The organism is Enterococcus sp. 10F3_DIV0382, assembly GCF_002140245.1.
Classification (GTDB): domain Bacteria; phylum Bacillota; class Bacilli; order Lactobacillales; family Enterococcaceae; genus Enterococcus_B; species Enterococcus_B lactis.
Genome location: NZ_NGMF01000001.1, coordinates 1685850 through 1704082, shown reverse-complemented (window position 1 = coordinate 1704082; position 18233 = coordinate 1685850). Strand labels below are relative to the sequence as shown.

The window sequence follows — 18233 nt, the reverse complement described above, 5'->3', positions numbered from 1 at the left end:
CTGAGGCCAAGTGCCTCGGCTTTTCTTCCCTTGCATTGAAAAGGGTTTCTTATTCTCGTACAATTGATTGAGCAAGAGTAAATTGGGTGGTGTTGATCATGAACAAAAAAGTAGAAAAATATTTAAAAGAGCTGACAAAAAATTACAGTGAGCATCATGCAGAAGATTTTTCAGCTTTATCAATTAGCGAAAATGTCGGTTTGAATCGAAGTACAACAAGCTTCTACTTAAATCAAGGAATGAAAGAAGGAGTATTGGTCAAGGTCAAGAGTTACCCCGTCTCTTTTTTACATGTTGAAGCTTTAGCTGAACTTGGCATTTTTCACAGAGAATCTGAATATGAAACTTGGGAAGACTTATTTGCAGCAGAAAAAGCCAATGCATTAGAAACGGTGATTGGAGCAAATGGCAGCTTAAGAGAAGCAGTTGATCAAATAAAAACAGCAGTACTTTATCCTGGGAATGGGTTACCTATTCTTTTATCGGGCAATAGCGGTTCAGGAAAAACATTTTTAGCAGAAAAAATCTATGAATATGCTGTAGCAGAAAAGGTCATCCCAAAAGATGCTCCGTTTATCTCTTATAATTGTGCCCAATATTTCAACAATCCTGAACTCTTGTCTTCTGCTTTGTTTGGCCATGTCAAAGGAGCATTTACCGGAGCAGAAAAAGAACATATTGGATTGATAGAAAAAGCTGATAATGGCGTCTTATTTTTGGATGAGGTTCACCGCTTAAGTGATGAAGGGCAAGAAAAGCTTTTTACATTTATGGATACAGGAGAAATTTCACCGATGGGGGACAATGCAATCAGACATAAAGCAAACGTCCGTATGATATTTGCAACAACTGAGAATGTCTATCAAACATTTTTGCCGACCTTTATTCGCCGTTTGCCAGTGATTGTCATGTTGCCGAATTATGAACGTCGTCCGCAATCAGAACGTATGCAACTGATAGACACATTTTTTATCAATGAAGCGAATATTTTGTCAAAACGCATCGATGTAAGTTATCAACTAGTGGACTTTTTGCTTAATAGTGACTTAGAAGGCAATGTAGGGAAGATAAAGAACATCGTGAAATATGTCTGCGGTAGTGCGTACGCCAAAAACCAAAATAGTCTGTCTATTCGAGTTCGTTTGAAGGATCTTCCAACTGAAAATACCATGCAGCTAAAAGAGCAGCTGAAAAAAACGATTAAAGCTTTACCAGACCGCCAATATTTGCCGCATACAGCTAACCAAATCTTTTTAGAATCTTCAGAAGTCAGGCAAATCAGGCAGTTATTTGAAAAAATAGTGCAAATGTATCAAAAAGTTGAAAAGCAAGAATTAATGATCAAAGATTTTATTGATCATACGGTAAATCAAATCAATCATTTGATGGACGAGTTTATTTTTAAAGATAGTTATTCGAAAGAAGAATCATTTTATTCTGTACTAACCTATCAGATACGAGAAACTTTTGATTGGATGCATGAAAACTACGGATTGGAACAAGATGGTAATCGTGTGATTGCCCTAGCACAGTATCTCTACCATAAAAACAACACAGATATGATTGCAGAAAATCATGAATGGCAAAGTGTCAAAGACAAGTTGTTAGAATTGGTTTCGAGTTCCATAGATACTTCTTATTGGTATGCTAAAAAAGTACTAGGACATATTTCTCGACAATTAGATCAAGATGTTAAAGAGGAAGATTTGATTTTTATTTCCTTTTATTTTCATGGGCTGCAGATCACGCTAGGAGAAAAGAAAATCAAGAGTGTTATTTTAGCTCATGGTTATTCTACTGCTAGCAGTATGGCGAACGTAGGCAATCGGATACTGAAGCAGAATATCTTTCAAGCTTATGATATGCCAATCAATATCACGTTAGCTAAAGTAGAAGAACAAGTTATTCGCTTTATCAATGATCATCAAACGGACGCCGGGTTGATTTTATTAGTAGATATGGGGTCGTTGAACGAAATCGGAAAAAAGCTAGCAGATAAAATACGTGGTCCACTGCTGATTATCGATTATGTCTCTACGCCTCTTGTATTGGAGATTGGGCAGTTGATTCAAAGACAAATGTCTATCGCAGAAATCAGCCAAAAAATCGATATAGAAAACAAAGTAAAAAAACAACTAATACTACCAAAAAAAGAAAAAACACAGGCAATCTTAACTTGCTGTTACACCGGAATAGGTTCAGCTACTCAAATACAAGAGATTTTGGAATCTTGTTTAGAAAATCATTGCAAAGAATTGACGATTATTCCGTATGATTACAAAAAATTGCAAAAAAATAAAATGTATGAGGATCCTTTCCAAATATATGAAGTATTGATGATTGTAGGAACAGAAGATCCCAAAATCGAACAGGTTCCTTATATTGGTCTTGATCATTTAATTAACGGTGAAGATGTTGAGAAGTTCATTTCAATTCTACAAGATTATTTTGACATACGTGATAAAGATTTAAAAGAACAGCTGATGTTCAGTTTTTCAATTAATAAAATCATCGAAAATTTAACGATTTTGGACGCAACCAAACTGTTGCGTTTAGTGCAAAGTGCTGTATCCGTAGCTGAGGAAACCTTAGAGATCACTCTATCTAATAGTAAGTTGTTTTTACTATACCTACATTGCTGCTGTATGATTGAACGAATTTTAAGGAAAGAAAGTGTGGATGAACAAGAAGATATAGAGGAATATACGACTCAAGCAGGTGCAGAAATGGAACAGATCCATCGTGCCTTTTTCGAAATAGAGAGTGAGTATACTATCAAGATTTCCACGTTGGAATTACGATTGATTCATGAAATTATTTATGGATAGGAGGAAGGTTTGTGAATTTAGGCATGATTTTTGATATGGATGGTGTCTTAATTGACTCAGAAAATTTTTATTTTGATCGACGTATGCAATTTTTCAAAGAAAAAAACATCCTACCAGGTTCGACGAATAAGTTGGATTTCGTTGGACTGACAGAAAATGGGATTTGGGAAGTATTGGTCTCAGAAAAAGACCAACGAGCTGATCTTAGAAAAGAATACCTTGCGTACCGGGAAAAACATCCTATTGACTTTAAAATAGCACTGCGAAAGGGTGCGGAAGACATCTTGGATTATTTAAAAAAGAAAAGTATCAAAATTGCTCTTGCTTCTTCTTCTCCTCAAAGAGAAATCGACAAAATGCTGACACAGAATGCTTTAGCACCATACTTCGATTTTGTCATTTCAGGAGAAAAGCTATCTAAAAGCAAACCACATCCAGAAATTTATCAAATCGCAGTAAATGCATTGGATGGTAGACATTGCATCGCAGTAGAAGATTCTCCTGTTGGTATTGCGTCAGCAAAAGCAGCTAATTTATATACGATTGCATTAAAGCAAGATCTGCCCCTTGATCAGGCACAAGCAGATATCGTGATTGATGACTTGAACGATATCATTCAAATAATCGAAACTTACGATATAGATTGATTCAACTATCTGAAAAAGATTTAAATGCCCCGAAACTTCGTGAAATTTTTGAACAAGAATCTTAAGCATATAATTAATTGATTGTGAGAAAAAATGGCTATCAATCGATATAAAAACAATCCAAAAACTGATTGCGAAAAGTATCTTTTCATCAGATATGAAAAGAAACTTCTATCGTGATCAGTTTTTGATTTTTGCAAAATTTATTTTGCTAAGACTAAATAGCAGAGAAAAGAGAATAATCTCTTCTCTGCACTCTATTCTATCGAGAGTTTCTCTATTTTTTGGTAAGCGAGCTGTTGCGAAAATGGAAAAGAGCGGAAATGTTGCGAATGTCAGTTATTTAATGATATGATATTCGGAAAAAGAAATCTCAAAGGGAGGTAACTTTTATGGGATTGAATGAATTTATTTTAGGATTGAACAATTTAGAGACGATCACAAGGGCACCTGGTTTTTTTAAATATACGGAGCATACAGTCGCAGCACATTCGTATCGTGTAGCATCTATTGCGCAAGTTCTAGGAGATATTGAAGAAGCAAATGGGCAGCCAATCGATTGGAAACTGCTCTATGAAAAATCACTGAATCATGACTACACAGAACGTTTTATTGGTGATATCAAAACACCAGTGAAATATGCAAGCAAAGAATTAAGAGGGATGCTGCAAACAGTTGAAGAAAAGATGACGGACGAATTCATCAATCAAGAGATTCCAGCTGAGTTCCAAGAAGTTTATCGCCGTCGGTTGTTCGAGGGAAAAGATGAAACTGTAGAAGGAGAACTATTAGCCATTTCAGATAAGGTTGACCTTCTTTATGAGTCTTTTGATGAAATCATCAAAAATAATCCAGAAAAAGTTTACAAGGAGATGTTCATTGAGGCAGTGACGACTATCAAAAGCTTTGAACATCGGCCTTCTGTTCAGTATTTCTTTAAAGAGATATTTCCGGAACTATTGAACCAGGAATTTTATGGAAAAGAGGCGTTTTTAGAAACTGTCTCAACGATTGTAAAGAAAGAAGAAAAATAAAAACGATATGAGATGCAGGGGGAAGTATAGTTGAAAAAGAATATGGATGTCGAATGGGGCTATTCTGGAGACAGAGGTCCGGAAAATTGGGCGAATTTATGTGATTGGTTTGCGAGAGGTGCGGAATTTCCGTTGCAGTCACCTATTCATTTAACAAAAGGTGAAGAAATAAAAATGAAAGGAGAGACACTTTCGTTTCATTATCAAAAGCAACGCTTCACTGACAAGGAATTCAAAAATACGATTCATTTAGTACCTTTTGATCAACTCAGTTATGTAGAGTTCAAGAAAGAACGCTATTATTTGACAGATATTCATTTCCACTTACCATCAGAACATATCATCGACGGGAAACAGGAAGATATTGAGTTTCATTTTGTTCATATGAACAGCAAAAAAGAGAATCTGGTCGTGGGCGTCATGTATCAGTTAATGGAACAGGAAGGTTGGTTTTATAATCAAGAAAATGGAGAGAGATGGAATTTAGAAAAACATGAACACTGGGTAAATCCAGATGTCTTTTTTCCAGAGAAAAAAAGCCATTTTCATTATGTAGGTTCATTGACAACTCCACCTACCAGCGGACCAATCCAATGGTTTGTGATGGATCATGTAGAAAAATTGAACCAAGAGTTTCTTCTACCCTTCAAAGGGCAGTATGCACAGCCGAACAACCGACCAATTCAACCCTTGAATGGAAGAGAAATTTATTATTTTGAGGAGTTTGAGCAATGAATATTCAACAAATGAAATATGTGGTCGCTGTGGCAAATAATGGTAGTTTCAGAGAAGCTGCAAAGAAAATGTTTGTTTCACAACCAAGTCTTTCAGCTGGTATCAAAGAATTAGAGACCGAGTTAGGAATCACGCTATTTACTCGAACGAATCGAGGTGCATATTTAACAGAAGAAGGACAAGATTTCTTAAATCGTGCCGAAAAAATCTTGGTTCAGCTTGATACATTAGAAAGTCACTATCTAACGAGTGAAAAGAGAGAGAATTTTTCAATCGCTGCCCAGCATTATGATTTCTTAGGTCCTTTGACCGCACAGCTACTCGAGGAATTCAAAGATGAAATCAAACAATTTCGGATCATGGAGACGACGACGGCGAGAGTGATCGAAGAAGTCAAAGAGCAGCACAGTGAAATCGGCATTATTTATATGAACGAGCATAATCAAGCTGGTATCAGAAGATATTTGCAACAAGGAGAACTAAGTGGCCGCAGCATTGGAAAATTTAAAACACACATTTTTTTAAGGCATGGACACCCGCTAGCTACACACGCAGAGATCACAAAAGAAGAATTGTTATCTTATCCTCAAGTTCGTTTTACACAGGATGGAAATAATTTTCCGTATTTTTATGAAGACCTTATCGAGATTCCTGATCAAGAAACAGTGATCTATACCAGTGATCGAGGGACTTTGATGAATATCGTTCTTGAAACTGATGCGTACGCTTCAGGGTCTGGTATTGTGATTGGAGGAATTCGTGAGCACTTGCGGTTAATTCCTTTAGCAGAAGGCGAGCTAAATGAATTTTATATCATTTATTCGGCAAAGCGCCCGCTCAGTGAAATCGCTCAAAGATTTATCAAAGAGCTTCCTCGGTTACTGGACCAACAGAATTAAGAAAAGCAGACGGAACATCTGACTGATATTAAGTAGAAAGAACAGCCAAACAAAACAGTTTATTCGAAATAAGGGGTTGTGACACGAATTTTGTCACAACCCCTCTTTTTATAGAAAGCAATTTATAACTGATTGCTTTCTATAAAAAGTACGAAAATATGATTCTAAGAAAATACATTCATTACCCGTTTTGTTTCATAGCTATAATTTTCTCTTCTTCTGGTGTCACGATGACTGTTTTCTGATTTTCATAAATGACGTAACCAGGTTTGGCACCATTTGGCTTGCGGATATGCTTCACTTGTACAAGATCAACTGGTACTTGGGCAGAATATCGATATTTTGAAAAATAGGCAGCTAACTCGGCAGCTTCGGTAATTGTTTCATCTGAAGGTTGATCACTTTTGATGATGACGTGCGAACCAGGGATATTTTTTGCATGGAGCCAATAGTCGGTTTTCTTAGCTGTTTTCATTGTCAGCTGGTCATTTTGAAGGTTGTTTTTACCAACAAGAATGAGCGTTCCGTCAGAAGAAAAGTATTGATCAGGCTGAGATGGTTTCTTTTTCTTTTGTTTTTTCTGTGTCTTCTTTTTCAAATAGCCCTCAGCAGTCAATTCTTCTTTGATTGCTTCGATATCCATCGGACCGGCAATTTCCAGTTGAGACAAGACAGATTCAAGATATTGGATTTCATCTTTGGCTTCTTGGATTTGTTCGCCAATCAACTTAACGGCGTTCTTCAGCTTTTGGTATCGATGAAAATATTTCTGTGCATTTTGATTTGGCGTCAACGCCGGATCTAATGCTATTTTGATTGGCCGGTCTTCTTCATAATAATTAGGTAAAACAACTTCTTTTGCGCCACGTGGTACTTGTGTCAGAAAAGTAGTAAGTAGTTCGCCATCTCTACGGTAATTCTCAGCGTTTTCGGATTCTTTGAGTGTTTGTTCACGTTTTTTCAATTTATTTTTATTTCGTTTTAGTTCATTTTCGATTTTTCGGATCAGTTCTCCGCCTTGTTGTTTTGCCCGATCTTTCTCCGCTTTTTCGTGATAATAGCTATCTAATAATTGACTGAGTGTTGGATAAGTTGTCACAGCAGATGCTTGTTCGGAAAATACCTGATAAACAATCGGCGTAAAGAAATCTTTATTTGTCGTTTCGTAAAAAGTAGGGTCTGGGTGATTGATGATCGATGAGAAAAATTCGTCCCAAACAACCATTTTTTCATTAGGACGTTCAAGCAATCTCTTGGTCAGCTCTTGAGCAGTATCGAAACCGATTCCCTGAAACTGATATTGGATTGCTTTTGGTTCTAGTTCAGTTTGAGAAAGTCGCTGGAAGATTTTTTCTTTATCGGAGCTAAATGGGTTCAAGACCTCTTGTTTTGGCGGAGCAATGTATTCTACGCCGGGAAGCAAAGAACGATAAGTGTTTTGAGAGCTTCCTATGTGTTTGATCGCGTCCAATATTTTTCCAGTTTCTTGATTAACTAAGACGATCGTACTATGACGCCCCATTAATTCAACGATCAATATGATATTCTGTAAATCGCCCAACTCGTTGCGCTTAGCAAAGTGAAAATGGATCACTCGATCGTTTTCGATTTGTTCGATGCTTTCTAAAATAGCACCATCCAAATACTTTCGAAGCATCATCACGAAGTTAGGCGGATTATCAGGATTCTGATAATCGATTTGGGTAATCTGTACACGAGCATAACTAGGGTGCGCAGATAATAATAATCGATGGTTTTTACCGCGTGAACGAATCACCAGCACGATTTCATTTTCATAAGGCTGATGGATTTTCGAGATCCGGCCAGATAGTAACGTTTCACGCAATTCGTTGACCATCGCATGGGTAAATACACCATCAAAGGACATGGTTCATTCCTCATTTCTTTTCATAAGTATATTCATTATAACGAAAAAAAGAAGAAAAACCAATTTGGCCGAATAGTGAAGCAAAAGTCTAGAAAAAATTGGACTAATTACATAAAAAACAGTGTTTTTATCGTTGAAATCCAAATTTTTAGGTATAATAAAAAATAGGAGAAAAAGTAGAAAAGAAGGTGTTTGTTATTTGGGAAGCAGTTAAATCGAGAGTACAAGAAATGAATGATCATTTCTCAGTGTCATTCGCAGAAAATCCAATTAAGTATTTTCGACGTCTTGTGTTTCTGCTCATCTTATCATTGCTACTAACAATTGCGATGTTTTTGTTGCCGGAAAAAATCCGAGAAGAGCAAGTAAATAGTCTCGTTTATTCATCCATACCAACCAGCAAATTAAAACCTTTTGATTACAGTCAAGCGGATCAGAAAATCAAACAAAGCCGAGCGATATCGGTGATGTTCAGCAAACCGAACGGGAAAACCTATCAGGATATGCTGGATGTCTTTAATGACCCTGAGCTTATGGAAGAATTGAATCGACCGATCTTTTATTATCCGATCGTTTATGACGTACATGAACTGGAACAAAAATATAACATACGAACGGATGAAGTGACATTTATTTTCTTTGATGGAGGAAAAGAAGCAAATCGGATAACTGCGGGTAAGGGAGGAATAACTGATTTTGATAAGGAGTTGATCCCTGAGCTGAATCGACTACCGTTAGCCAATATCAAACAATTAGAAGAAGAAATGGATAGAACAGGAACAGCTTCCCCAAATGCCGAGACTGCTAATTGAGTCGTTAACGTGATGAAATGGTGGCTCTATATAGCGCTATTTTTAATTATCAGAACAAGTGATGTTTGATCTTCAAAATAACAAATGAAAAAAATAAAAAATATAGTTGACGAAATTCAAAAATTCGATTAGACTTAAATCAATTCTTAAGGAAAGGGTGACCTGTAATGAACTTATCAAAACGTATTTCAGCAGAGAACAAAAAAAATTGGCGCAGCTGGCGTAGATAAGTTGTATTAATGGTGAAACTTTCCCATAGATACAACTTTTTAGAGTGCATTTCTAAAGCTTGTATCTATGCTAGACATGAACATTGACTGCCGCATAGATCCTATCTATGCGGTTTTTTGTGTAAAGACAATGACCGTTTTGGCCATTGTCTTTTTTTGTAGACTGGATACTTGCCTGATTTTAATAAATAAAAAGTTTGACTTTGCAGGAGGAAAAAATGAAAAACAAACGTTTAATAACAGTTGTAGTAATTATTTTAGTTTATTTAGCAGGTGCATTTATTTATGGAAAAGCCTCAGGAGAAAAAGAAAGTACTTCGACGAACCAGACAAAAAAAACAACAGTTGTCGGGGTATTGCAATATGTGAGCCATCCGGCATTAGATGAGATTTATCGAGGGATCAAAGATGGTCTGAAAGAAGAAGGATTAAAAGAAGGAGAAAATCTTGAAATCAAATTTCAAAATGGACAAGCCGATCAGAGCAAGCTAGCCACAATGAGTCAACAGCTAGTACAATCCGATCCTGATGTTTTGATCGGAATCGCAACGCCTGCTGCTCAATCATTAGCAAACACGACTTCGTCGATTCCCGTTGTATTAGGTGCTGTAACGGATCCTGTGGGGGCTGGATTAGTTGGTTCTTTAGAGAAACCTGGTGGAAACGTGACAGGTGTTTCTGATCAGCCACCTGTTGCTTCACAAATCAAGCTTGCTTCTGATTTGCTGCCAAATGCAAAAAAAGTCGGGATCTTGTATGCTTCTTCGGAAGATAATTCAAAATACCAAGTAGCACAAGCGGAAGAAGCTGCAAAAAAAGAAGGGTTAGAAGCAGTAAAATATGCGGTGCCTTCCACTAATGAGATTGCACAAACGGTACAAGTGATGAGCCGACAAGTCGATTTTATCTATGTTCCATTAGACAATACGATTGCCAATGCTATGCAGACAGTGGTTAAAGAAGCGAATAAAGCAAATATCCCCGTCATTCCTTCTGTTGATACAATGGTAGAACAAGGCGGACTAGCAACAATCGGGATCAATCAATATCAATTAGGGCTTCAAAGCGGTAAGATGGCGGCAAAACTTGCGAGCGGAAAAGAAAAACCGGAAACGACACCTGTTTATATGTTTGATCAAGGGGATACAGTGATCAATCAATCTCAGGCTGATCACTTAGGAATCACTATTCCTCAATCGATGAAAGAAAAAGCCAAAATCATTACAGATGAGTCGCAACAAGAAACATCTAAGGAGGATGACAAATGATCGTATCAGCTATTTCACAAGGCATGCTTTGGGCAATATTAGGATTAGGGATTTTCATGACCTATCGGATCTTAGATTTTCCTGATATGACGACAGAAGGGTCCTTCCCATTAGGTGCTGCTGTCTGTGTGACAGCTATCACTCATGGGGTAGCACCGATTTTAGCTACGTTATTGGGCGTAGGTGCTGGTATGGTAGCAGGACTCATTACAGGGTTACTTTATACAAAAGGAAAGATACCGGTTATTCTAGCAGGGATTTTAGTGATGTCAGGATTGAACTCAGTTATTTTGTTTGTGATGCGAACACCAAATCTATCTTTATTGAATCATCCGATTCTACAAGACAGCTTTCATCGCTTTGGATTACCTGATTACTTTGACACAGTCCTTCTTGGCTTCATCTCTTTGGGCATCTTGATTGCTGTACTGCTATTCTTCTTCAATACAGATTTAGGTCAAGGCTATATTGCGACAGGAGACAACGAAACGATGGCTCGGTCGTTAGGGATAAAAACCGATCGTATGAAAATTTTAGGTTTGACTTTGTCGAACGGTGTCATTGCATTATCCGGTGCGCTGATTGCCCAGAATGACGGATATGCAGATGTAAATAAAGGGATTGGCGTGATCGTCATCGGTCTTGCTTCCATCATCATCGGTGAAGTGATTTTCCAAGAATTGACGCTAGCAGAAAGATTGATTGCTATTGTTGTCGGCAGTATCATTTATCAACTATTGATTTTAGTAGTAATCAAACTAGGGTTTGACACGACTTATCTGAAGTTGTTCTCCGCTATCATCTTAGCTATTTGTCTGATGATCCCGCAATTGAAGAAAGCACTGAACTTAAAAACGGGTTTTGAGAAGGAGGCATAGTAATGACAGATATATTGACAATCAAAAACGGCAGAAAAGTCGTAAACAATGGGATGAATGAAGAGAAAGTACTATTGGATGAAATCAACCTTACAATCAGAGAAGGGGACTTTATCACTGTTCTTGGCGGGAATGGTGCTGGAAAAAGCACACTGTTCAATACCATCGCTGGTACGCTTCAACTCAGTCAAGGATCGATCTCTTTTAAAGATCAGCTGATTACAAAAGATTCAGAAGAAAAAAGAGCACGATTCCTTTCTCGGGTTTTCCAAGACCCTAAGATGGGAACGGCTCCCCGGATGACTGTAGCAGAAAATCTGCTACTTGCACAAAAAAGAGGGCAAAAGCGGAAATTCCGTTTACGTAACTTGAAAAATCAAAAAGAAGATTTTTTCAGACTATGTCAAGAAGTCGGTAATGGCCTAGAACAACATTTGGATACTCCAGCAGGGGAATTATCTGGCGGTCAACGCCAAGCATTAAGTTTGCTGATGGCGACGATCACGGCTCCTGAATTACTGTTATTAGATGAACATACTGCCGCTTTAGATCCTAAAACAGCTAAAGCATTAATGCAGTTAACAAATCAGCGGATCAATGAACAAAAATTGACTTGTCTCATGATCACGCATCGAATGGAAGACGCCTTGAAATACGGAAATCGTCTGATCGTACTCCAAAAAGGAAAAATTGTTCAGGATCTTTCTGAAAAAGAAAAGCAACATTTGACAATGGGCGACCTTTTGCAGTTCTTTGAAGAAGTAGTAGATTGATTTCGACAGAAAGTCTCCTTTCAGTAGAAGGACTTGAAAACTCATTGACATCTTCCTTTGATTCATCCTATACTTAAAACAATAAACAATTGGAACATATTTGGGTGTTTTGTAGGATCACGTAGTCAATGATTTTAACAATTAAATAGAATATTCTTTGCTCTGACAAGTGAACGATGAGAAAAGAATTTGCTACTTTGCCACCTAGACGTTTCGTACTTTTTCGTATCAAACGCTAAGTGGCTTTTTTTATTGAAGTAAGAACAAAGGAGGAATAAGATGATTTCTGGACAAACCAAATTAGCTGGACTCTTTGCTGATCCAGCTTCTCACAGTTTATCTCCATTGATGCACAATACTGCTTTTGAAGCAAACAACATCGATGCGGTGTATTTAGCTTTCAAAGTAAACCCAATGAATTTGAAGCAAGCAGTCGAAAGTATACGAACTTTTGATATGTTAGGTGTGAACCTTTCGATGCCGAATAAAACAGCGGTTATTCCTTATCTGGATGAGGTAAGCCAGGAAGCACAATTGATTGGAGCAGTGAATACGATCGTGCACGAAAAAGGTCGTTTGATTGGCTATAATACCGATGGTGCGGGCTTCATGCAATCCGTACAAGAAGCTGGGATTTCGGTCAAAAAGAAAAAAGTGACTCTGCTGGGCGCTGGAGGGGCAGCAAAGGCAGTCACTGTTCAAGCGGCGTTAGACGGTGCTAAGGAAATTGTAGTTTATAAACGAAACAATCAAACATTCGCTCAAGTAAAAGAAACATTCGAACAACTCAGCTATCGAACTTCTTGTGAGATAAAAGTTCGTGATTTTGCCGATACGTATCAATTAAGAAAAGACTTGAAAGAAAGCTGCCTTCTAGTCAATGCAACAGATATCGGGATGGGAAAGAAAATCGATCAGTCACCGCTCTTAGATATAAACATGATGCATGAGAAACTAGCGGTTTTTGATTTGATTTATGCACCTAGAGAAACACGTTTATTAAAAGAAGCAAAAAAAGTAGGAGCAAAAGGATACAATGGACTTGGCATGTTGATCTACCAAGGAGCAATCGCGTTTGAATTATGGACAAAGGAAAAGATGCCGATCCATGTGATTGAAAAACTGTTTGATTAAAAAAGGATAATAGATAAAGATTTTTTATTCTCGCATAAACGGTCTCAAGAAAAGTAATTCTTTATGTATCGAAGCATTTATTTCGTTATTTTTTATTAAATTATCAAAAAATGATAGGCTTTTGTCGATTGGTTATCGTATCCTTTATTTATCAGTAAGAAACGAGGAGGAACCACAATGAGTCGGATGGATCGCTATAAGGACATCCATAAGAAGGCGAAACCTCTGAAGCGGGATACGGGGAGTATTTTTGCTAGAAGAGAACGAAAACGAACGCGTATGGAAAATGAGGAAGATGCTACCCGTATTTATGAAAGAGAGCAGCACTCATTTGAACATTTGAACCAACACGAACAACAGATATATAGAGATGCACCAAGAACAGAAGAACAACAAAAAAATAAAAAATTTTTCAATCGGCAAAAGAAGAACAAACCGTTGAAATCTCGAAGAAAGCGATCGTGGAAAAAAATCATTCTATCGATTTTGCTTGTTTTGATCCTTTATTCAGGTATCTCATTTTTTATTGGTAAATATGTAGCTGAACATGACACAAGCTTAGAGGCAGCGACTTCAGAAACCTTTCATGGGCAAAAAGCGACAAATGGTGCGCATAATATTTTGATTCTTGGGAGTGATACACGCGGAGAAGATGCTGGACGAGCTGATACGATCATGGTCTTACAGTTGGATGGTCCTTCCCATAAGCCGAAACTGATTTCTTTTATGCGTGACAGCTTCGTTACGATCCCAGGGGTAGGACAAAATAAGATCAATTCAGCTTATGCATACGGAGGAGCCGATCTAGTGCGTCAAACTTTAGTAGAAAATTTTGGAATCAATTGTCAATACTATGCGAAAGTCGATTTCAAATCGTTTGAAAAAGTGATCGATGCCTTGTTCATGAACGGAGTGAAGATCGATGCAGAAAAAGATCTGAATCTGGATGGTGTAGATATTAAAAAAGGGGTCCAGAAGATGGATGGACATGTTCTTTTGCAGTACGCACGTTTCCGAATGGATGAAGAAGGAGACTTTGGCCGTGTCAGACGCCAACAGCAAGTAATGAACGCTATTTTCAGCCAATTGAAGAATCCATTGAATCTGATTCGTGCACCTTATGCAGCTGGTAAAGCTTTAGGGTATACATCCACAGATGTCACTGCTTGGTTCTTGACGAAAAACCTCTTTTCGATTGCACGAGGAGCTGGTGGCATTGATCGAATAAGTGTGCCAGTAGACGGTTCGTGGAATTATGGGCAAAGTGATTATGCTGGTAGCATTCTTGAAATTGATAATCAAATGAATCAATCAGCTATTACAGATTTTTTGAATAAATGATCATAAAAAAGATTAAGAAGAAGTTGCGACAAGGCTTTTGTCATGAATCAATCAAACGATTCACTCGTAAAAAACGCTTTCTTATGATAGATTATAACCAAGAAAGGAGCTGTTTACATTGGATATCTATCTGAACTTCAAAAATGAGTCTCGTGAAGCCATCGCTTTTTATGAAAAAGTTTTTGAGACTGAAGCATCAGGTATCACCACATACGGTGAAATGCCTGGAATAGAACAAATGAACTTGCCAGAAGAAGCAAAAAATCTAATCACGAATGCACGGTTGAACATTTATGATACATTAGTTATGTTTGCAGATACGCCAGAAGGAATTGGTCCTGAATTAGTTGTTGGAAATAATGTTTCTTTAGTCATCCAAACAAGAAATGAAGAGGAAACGAAGCGTCTATTTGAAAGCTTAGCTGAGGGTGGTAAGATTGAGATGCCGCTGGATGCTGTTCCGTGGGCTCAGTTGTATGGGATGGTAACTGATCGATTTGGCATCAATTGGCAGATTAACCAAGAGTGACAGCTAAAGATGAATATTTTCTAGAAACATCAAGCAGCAAACGGAACATCGTTTGCTGGCTTGATGTTTTTTGTGCCTATTTCGACTATACGGTATCTTTTTTTTATTGCCAGATGCGAAAATATGTTCCATAATAGAGAAGTCCGCAAAAAATCAAGTAACGGAGGTCAGAAGATGAAGACGGTGATACTAGCTGAAAAACCTTCACAAGCAAAATCCTATGCCGAAACCTTCCAACAGCGAAAGCGGCATGAAGGGTATTATGAAATCAGCGATCCATTGTTTGCTGGTGAAGTAACCATCACTTATGGTTTTGGACATCTGGTAGATATGGTTGCTCCAGGAGCTTATGAAGAGCGTTGGGCAAAATGGTCTTTAGAAAATTTGCCTATTTTCCCAGAAACCTTCCGTTACGAAGTTCCAAGGGACAAACGTGCACAATTTTCGATTGTAAAGCGAGAGTTACAGTCAGCCAATACCATCATTATTGCAACAGATGGTGATAGAGAAGGTGAAGCCATCGCGTGGTCGATTATTCGTCAAGCAAACGCCTTTTCTAAAGAAAAGAACTATTTACGTTTATGGATCAATTCTCTTGAAAAAGAAGCAATATATGAAGGTTTTAAGAATCTCCAACCTGGAAAGAACTATTTTCCAAAATATAAAGAAGCGCAAGCAAGGCAGAATGCTGATTGGCTGATTGGAATGAACGGAAGCCCATTATATAGCTTACTGCTTCAACGAAAAGGGATTGATGGTAGTTTTTCTCTTGGTCGTGTACAAACGCCGACACTTTACATGATTTATCAGCTGCAAGAAGAAATCAAACACTTCAAAAAAGAAACATACTTTGAAGGAGAAGGTTTAATTACGACAAACAAAGGACAATTTTCAGGAAAAATCGTACCAAAAAAAGCATTTAAAACACAAGAAGAGTTAACAAAGGAAATAGAGAGACTCGGAGCGCATTTAGGTAAGCAAAACGGACGGATTCTTGAAGTTACGAAAAAGGAAAAGAGGTTGCATAGCCCACGTTTATTTTCGCTATCTAGTTTGCAGACAAAGATGAATCAGCTAATGAAAGCAAGTGCTAAAGCCACACTTGATGCTGCTCAAGGATTGTATGAAAGCAAATTTCTAAGCTATCCAAGAACGGATTCCTTTTATATCACAGAAAATGAGCATCAGTATCTGGTTAAACATCTGCAAAACTATAAAAAGTTTTTAGGAATAGAAGAAGTACAGACAACTGAGATCAGAGCAAAGAAACGGTATGTCGATGCGAAAAAAGTTCAAGAACATCACGCAATCATTCCGACAAAGACGATTCCGACTCCTGCACGCTTTGCGAAGCTATCTAAATTACAGCAAGCAATCTATTTGCAAGTCTTACGTACCACTGTGGCTATGTTTGCCGCAGATTATATTTATGAAGAGACGACTGTCACGACGGGTGTACAGCAATTAAAGCTAAAAAGCACCGGAAAGATCCCATTACAGCAAGGGTGGCAGGAAATCTTGCGCATCAAGTCAAAAAAGAAAGAAGCTCAGACGCTTCCTCCTATCGTAGAAAATGAAGAAGCAGAAGTAGAGCTGAAAAGTATGGAGAAAGAAACACAACCTCCGAAACCCTATACCGAAGGAACCTTGATCACAGCAATGAAAACTGCGGGAAAAACGCTGGATAATGATGAAGCGCAAGAAATCCTCAAAGAAGTAGAAGGAATAGGGACCGAAGCTACACGGGCCAATATCATTGAAAATCTTAAGCAGAAACATTACATCGAAGTCAATAAAAACGAAATAATCGTTACGCCAAAAGGAATCACTCTTTGTAAGGCAGTAGCTAATGAACCATTGCTGACAAGTGCAGAAATGACTGCACGCTGGGAAGGATACTTGAGAAAAATCGGTAACCAAGAAGGAACGCCATCTGTTTTTTTAGAAAACATCAAAAAATTCATCTTACATTTATTGGCAGAAGTACCTAATCAAATCGATAAGGTAGATTTCTCAGATGAGATCAGCGGAATACGCCAGATAAAAGCGATGGAGAAGAAAAACGACCAATTAGGAAGATGTCCAAAATGTAAAAAAGGGGTAGTCATGCTTTATCCTAAAATCGCTACATGTTTGAACCCGGAATGCGACTTCAAATTGTGGCCAACAGTAGCTAAAAAGAAGCTGACTAAAACAAATCTCAGAGATTTGCTTTCAAAAGGAAAGACAAGTAAAGTTGTCAAAGGTTTTACTGGTAAAAAAGGGAAATTCGATGCAGTTTTAGTATTAAAAGAAGATATGACGATCGGTTTTTCTTTTCCATGGATCGAAAACAGCGGAACAAAAGCAGTTGATGGAAACAAAGAAACATCAAGAAAAAATAATGAAAACGAAGTAGAGTAAATGAAAACAATGAAATAGCAGAATATTTATTCCGAAAAGTGAGAATATAAATACCAATAAAACCAAAAAATATCAGTCAATCAAGCAAAAATGTTGGGGTAGGCTGATTTTATATAGATAGCAAGGAGTTTTTTTATTTGAAAAAAGTGCATTCATTTTTAAATTATCTTATGGGAGCAATCACGATTGTGGCTGTATACCAAGCATTTCTAAAGTATCCTGATTACGGGACGAAGTTGCTGTCATTGACGCACAATCAAACAGCATATTCACCAACGCTGATTTTATCTACTTTGACTGCAGGAGCTAAAAGCGCTACTTATTTTTTTCATAAAACGACAAGCATGTTGAAGCGAAAGAAACAGCGTAAACAATTGTTGATGGTGGTAGGGGCTATGATCATTATTTATTTCCTACCAGTTATTACACAAGTATTCCATCAATATTTTGGTTAAAAATACGAGAGTTTGTGACAAAAGTCATGTCACAAACTCTTTTAACTTTTTTCTTTTTCGTTTTTCCGTAAGAAAAAGTAAATCAATAGTATATACATTGATTAAATGTATATACTTAGATATAATGTACTTACTATAGAATGATATAGAATATAGAGGGTGGCGAAATATGAAAAAAATGAAAAAGTATAAAATTAGAAAATCCGGCAATAGCGATGTAACAACTATCCCACCAGAAGTAAAAGAATTCATGGGTGTGCAGACGGGTGACGCAATCAGTTATGTTTTTCAATCTGATGGTTCTGTACGAATGATCAAAGCACAAGAAGAACCTGATATTGATTTATTAGTTGATTCGATCATGAATCAATATGAAGAC

The 18233-nt window shown here is 37.5% G+C and carries 17 protein-coding genes; 16 read left to right on the top strand and 1 reads right to left on the bottom strand.

Annotated elements, in window-relative coordinates; genetic code table 11:
- Positions 1–98 precede the first annotated feature (98 nt).
- The 6 genes from A5849_RS08595 to A5849_RS08570 all read left to right on the top strand — a co-directional run bounded on the left by A5849_RS08595 (position 99) and on the right by A5849_RS08570 (position 6143).
- Positions 99–2828 carry a sigma 54-interacting transcriptional regulator gene (locus A5849_RS08595; RefSeq protein WP_086310091.1) on the top strand — a complete coding sequence of 910 codons (2730 nt, stop codon included), beginning with the start codon at positions 99–101 and terminating at the stop codon, positions 2826–2828.
- Between the two features lie 11 nt (positions 2829–2839).
- Positions 2840–3475, top strand: a complete 636-nt coding sequence (locus A5849_RS08590; protein ID WP_002309302.1) for an HAD family phosphatase — start codon at positions 2840–2842, stop codon at positions 3473–3475.
- A gap of 76 nt (positions 3476–3551) precedes the next feature.
- On the top strand, positions 3552–3830 hold the full coding sequence (locus A5849_RS15340; protein WP_073490441.1) for a hypothetical protein: 279 nt from the start codon (positions 3552–3554) through the stop codon (positions 3828–3830).
- A gap of 37 nt (positions 3831–3867) precedes the next feature.
- The gene (locus A5849_RS08580) at positions 3868–4509 is read left to right on the top strand and encodes a YfbR-like 5'-deoxynucleotidase (protein WP_002288886.1); all 642 of its coding nucleotides are present in this window, start codon (positions 3868–3870) and stop codon (positions 4507–4509) included.
- Between the two features lie 42 nt (positions 4510–4551).
- A complete protein-coding gene (locus tag A5849_RS08575) occupies positions 4552–5244 on the top strand; it encodes a carbonic anhydrase family protein (RefSeq protein WP_002316248.1) in 693 nt (230 codons plus the stop codon).
- Positions 5241–6143, top strand: coding sequence for a LysR family transcriptional regulator (locus A5849_RS08570; protein WP_002309299.1), 903 nt, complete (start codon positions 5241–5243; stop codon positions 6141–6143). The genes A5849_RS08575 and A5849_RS08570 overlap by 4 nt, the downstream gene beginning before the upstream one ends.
- Before the next feature lie 181 nt (positions 6144–6324).
- Here the strand turns inward: A5849_RS08570 and efbA are convergent, their stop codons facing one another.
- Complete coding sequence (efbA, locus tag A5849_RS08565) at positions 6325–8031, bottom strand: fibronectin-binding protein EfbA (protein ID WP_002313779.1); 1707 nt, start codon at positions 8029–8031, stop codon at positions 6325–6327.
- Positions 8032–8219: 188 nt separating this feature from the next.
- Here efbA and A5849_RS08555 point away from each other — a divergent pair, with 188 nt between their 5' ends.
- The 10 genes from A5849_RS08555 to A5849_RS08510 form a co-directional block, all read left to right on the top strand.
- Complete coding sequence (locus tag A5849_RS08555) at positions 8220–8843, top strand: hypothetical protein (RefSeq protein WP_002309297.1); 624 nt, start codon at positions 8220–8222, stop codon at positions 8841–8843.
- 448 nt (positions 8844–9291) lie between these two features.
- Positions 9292–10341: a tryptophan ABC transporter substrate-binding protein gene (gene trpX / locus A5849_RS08550; protein WP_002309296.1), complete on the top strand. Its 1050-nt coding sequence runs from the start codon at positions 9292–9294 to the stop codon at positions 10339–10341.
- On the top strand, positions 10338–11219 hold the full coding sequence (locus A5849_RS08545; protein ID WP_002309295.1) for an ABC transporter permease: 882 nt from the start codon (positions 10338–10340) through the stop codon (positions 11217–11219). The genes trpX and A5849_RS08545 overlap by 4 nt, the downstream gene beginning before the upstream one ends.
- Positions 11220–11221: 2 nt before the next feature.
- Positions 11222–11992 carry an ABC transporter ATP-binding protein gene (locus tag A5849_RS08540; protein ID WP_002309294.1) on the top strand — a complete coding sequence of 257 codons (771 nt, stop codon included), beginning with the start codon at positions 11222–11224 and terminating at the stop codon, positions 11990–11992.
- 279 nt (positions 11993–12271) lie between these two features.
- The gene (gene aroE, locus A5849_RS08535; RefSeq protein WP_002309292.1) at positions 12272–13126 is read left to right on the top strand and encodes a shikimate dehydrogenase; all 855 of its coding nucleotides are present in this window, start codon (positions 12272–12274) and stop codon (positions 13124–13126) included.
- A gap of 177 nt (positions 13127–13303) precedes the next feature.
- Positions 13304–14467 carry an LCP family protein gene (locus tag A5849_RS08530; protein ID WP_002313776.1) on the top strand — a complete coding sequence of 388 codons (1164 nt, stop codon included), beginning with the start codon at positions 13304–13306 and terminating at the stop codon, positions 14465–14467.
- Between the two features lie 118 nt (positions 14468–14585).
- Positions 14586–14996 carry a VOC family protein gene (locus tag A5849_RS08525; protein ID WP_002299733.1) on the top strand — a complete coding sequence of 137 codons (411 nt, stop codon included), beginning with the start codon at positions 14586–14588 and terminating at the stop codon, positions 14994–14996.
- A 174-nt stretch (positions 14997–15170) separates the two neighbouring features.
- Positions 15171–17399 (top strand): type IA DNA topoisomerase, encoded by a 2229-nt coding sequence (gene topB / locus A5849_RS08520; protein WP_047929963.1) that lies wholly within the window; start codon positions 15171–15173, stop codon positions 17397–17399.
- 170 nt (positions 17400–17569) lie between these two features.
- Complete coding sequence (locus A5849_RS08515; RefSeq protein ID WP_002313773.1) at positions 17570–17854, top strand: hypothetical protein; 285 nt, start codon at positions 17570–17572, stop codon at positions 17852–17854.
- A gap of 169 nt (positions 17855–18023) precedes the next feature.
- The coding region (locus A5849_RS08510) for an AbrB/MazE/SpoVT family DNA-binding domain-containing protein (RefSeq protein ID WP_086310045.1) at positions 18024–18233 on the top strand (210 nt) is incomplete at its 3' end.

Coding starts and splice junctions, on each gene's coding strand:
- A5849_RS08595 (WP_086310091.1), top strand. CDS start 99: ATGAACAAAAAAGTAGAAAAATATTTAAAAGAGCTGACAAAAAATTAC.
- A5849_RS08580 (WP_002288886.1), top strand. CDS start 3,868: ATGGGATTGAATGAATTTATTTTAGGATTGAACAATTTAGAGACGATC.
- A5849_RS08575 (WP_002316248.1), top strand. CDS start 4,552: ATGGATGTCGAATGGGGCTATTCTGGAGACAGAGGTCCGGAAAATTGG.
- A5849_RS08570 (WP_002309299.1), top strand. CDS start 5,241: ATGAATATTCAACAAATGAAATATGTGGTCGCTGTGGCAAATAATGGT.
- efbA (WP_002313779.1), bottom strand. CDS start 8,031: ATGTCCTTTGATGGTGTATTTACCCATGCGATGGTCAACGAATTGCGT.
- trpX (WP_002309296.1), top strand. CDS start 9,292: ATGAAAAACAAACGTTTAATAACAGTTGTAGTAATTATTTTAGTTTAT.
- A5849_RS08545 (WP_002309295.1), top strand. CDS start 10,338: ATGATCGTATCAGCTATTTCACAAGGCATGCTTTGGGCAATATTAGGA.
- A5849_RS08540 (WP_002309294.1), top strand. CDS start 11,222: ATGACAGATATATTGACAATCAAAAACGGCAGAAAAGTCGTAAACAAT.
- aroE (WP_002309292.1), top strand. CDS start 12,272: ATGATTTCTGGACAAACCAAATTAGCTGGACTCTTTGCTGATCCAGCT.
- A5849_RS08530 (WP_002313776.1), top strand. CDS start 13,304: ATGAGTCGGATGGATCGCTATAAGGACATCCATAAGAAGGCGAAACCT.
- topB (WP_047929963.1), top strand. CDS start 15,171: ATGAAGACGGTGATACTAGCTGAAAAACCTTCACAAGCAAAATCCTAT.
- A5849_RS08515 (WP_002313773.1), top strand. CDS start 17,570: ATGGGAGCAATCACGATTGTGGCTGTATACCAAGCATTTCTAAAGTAT.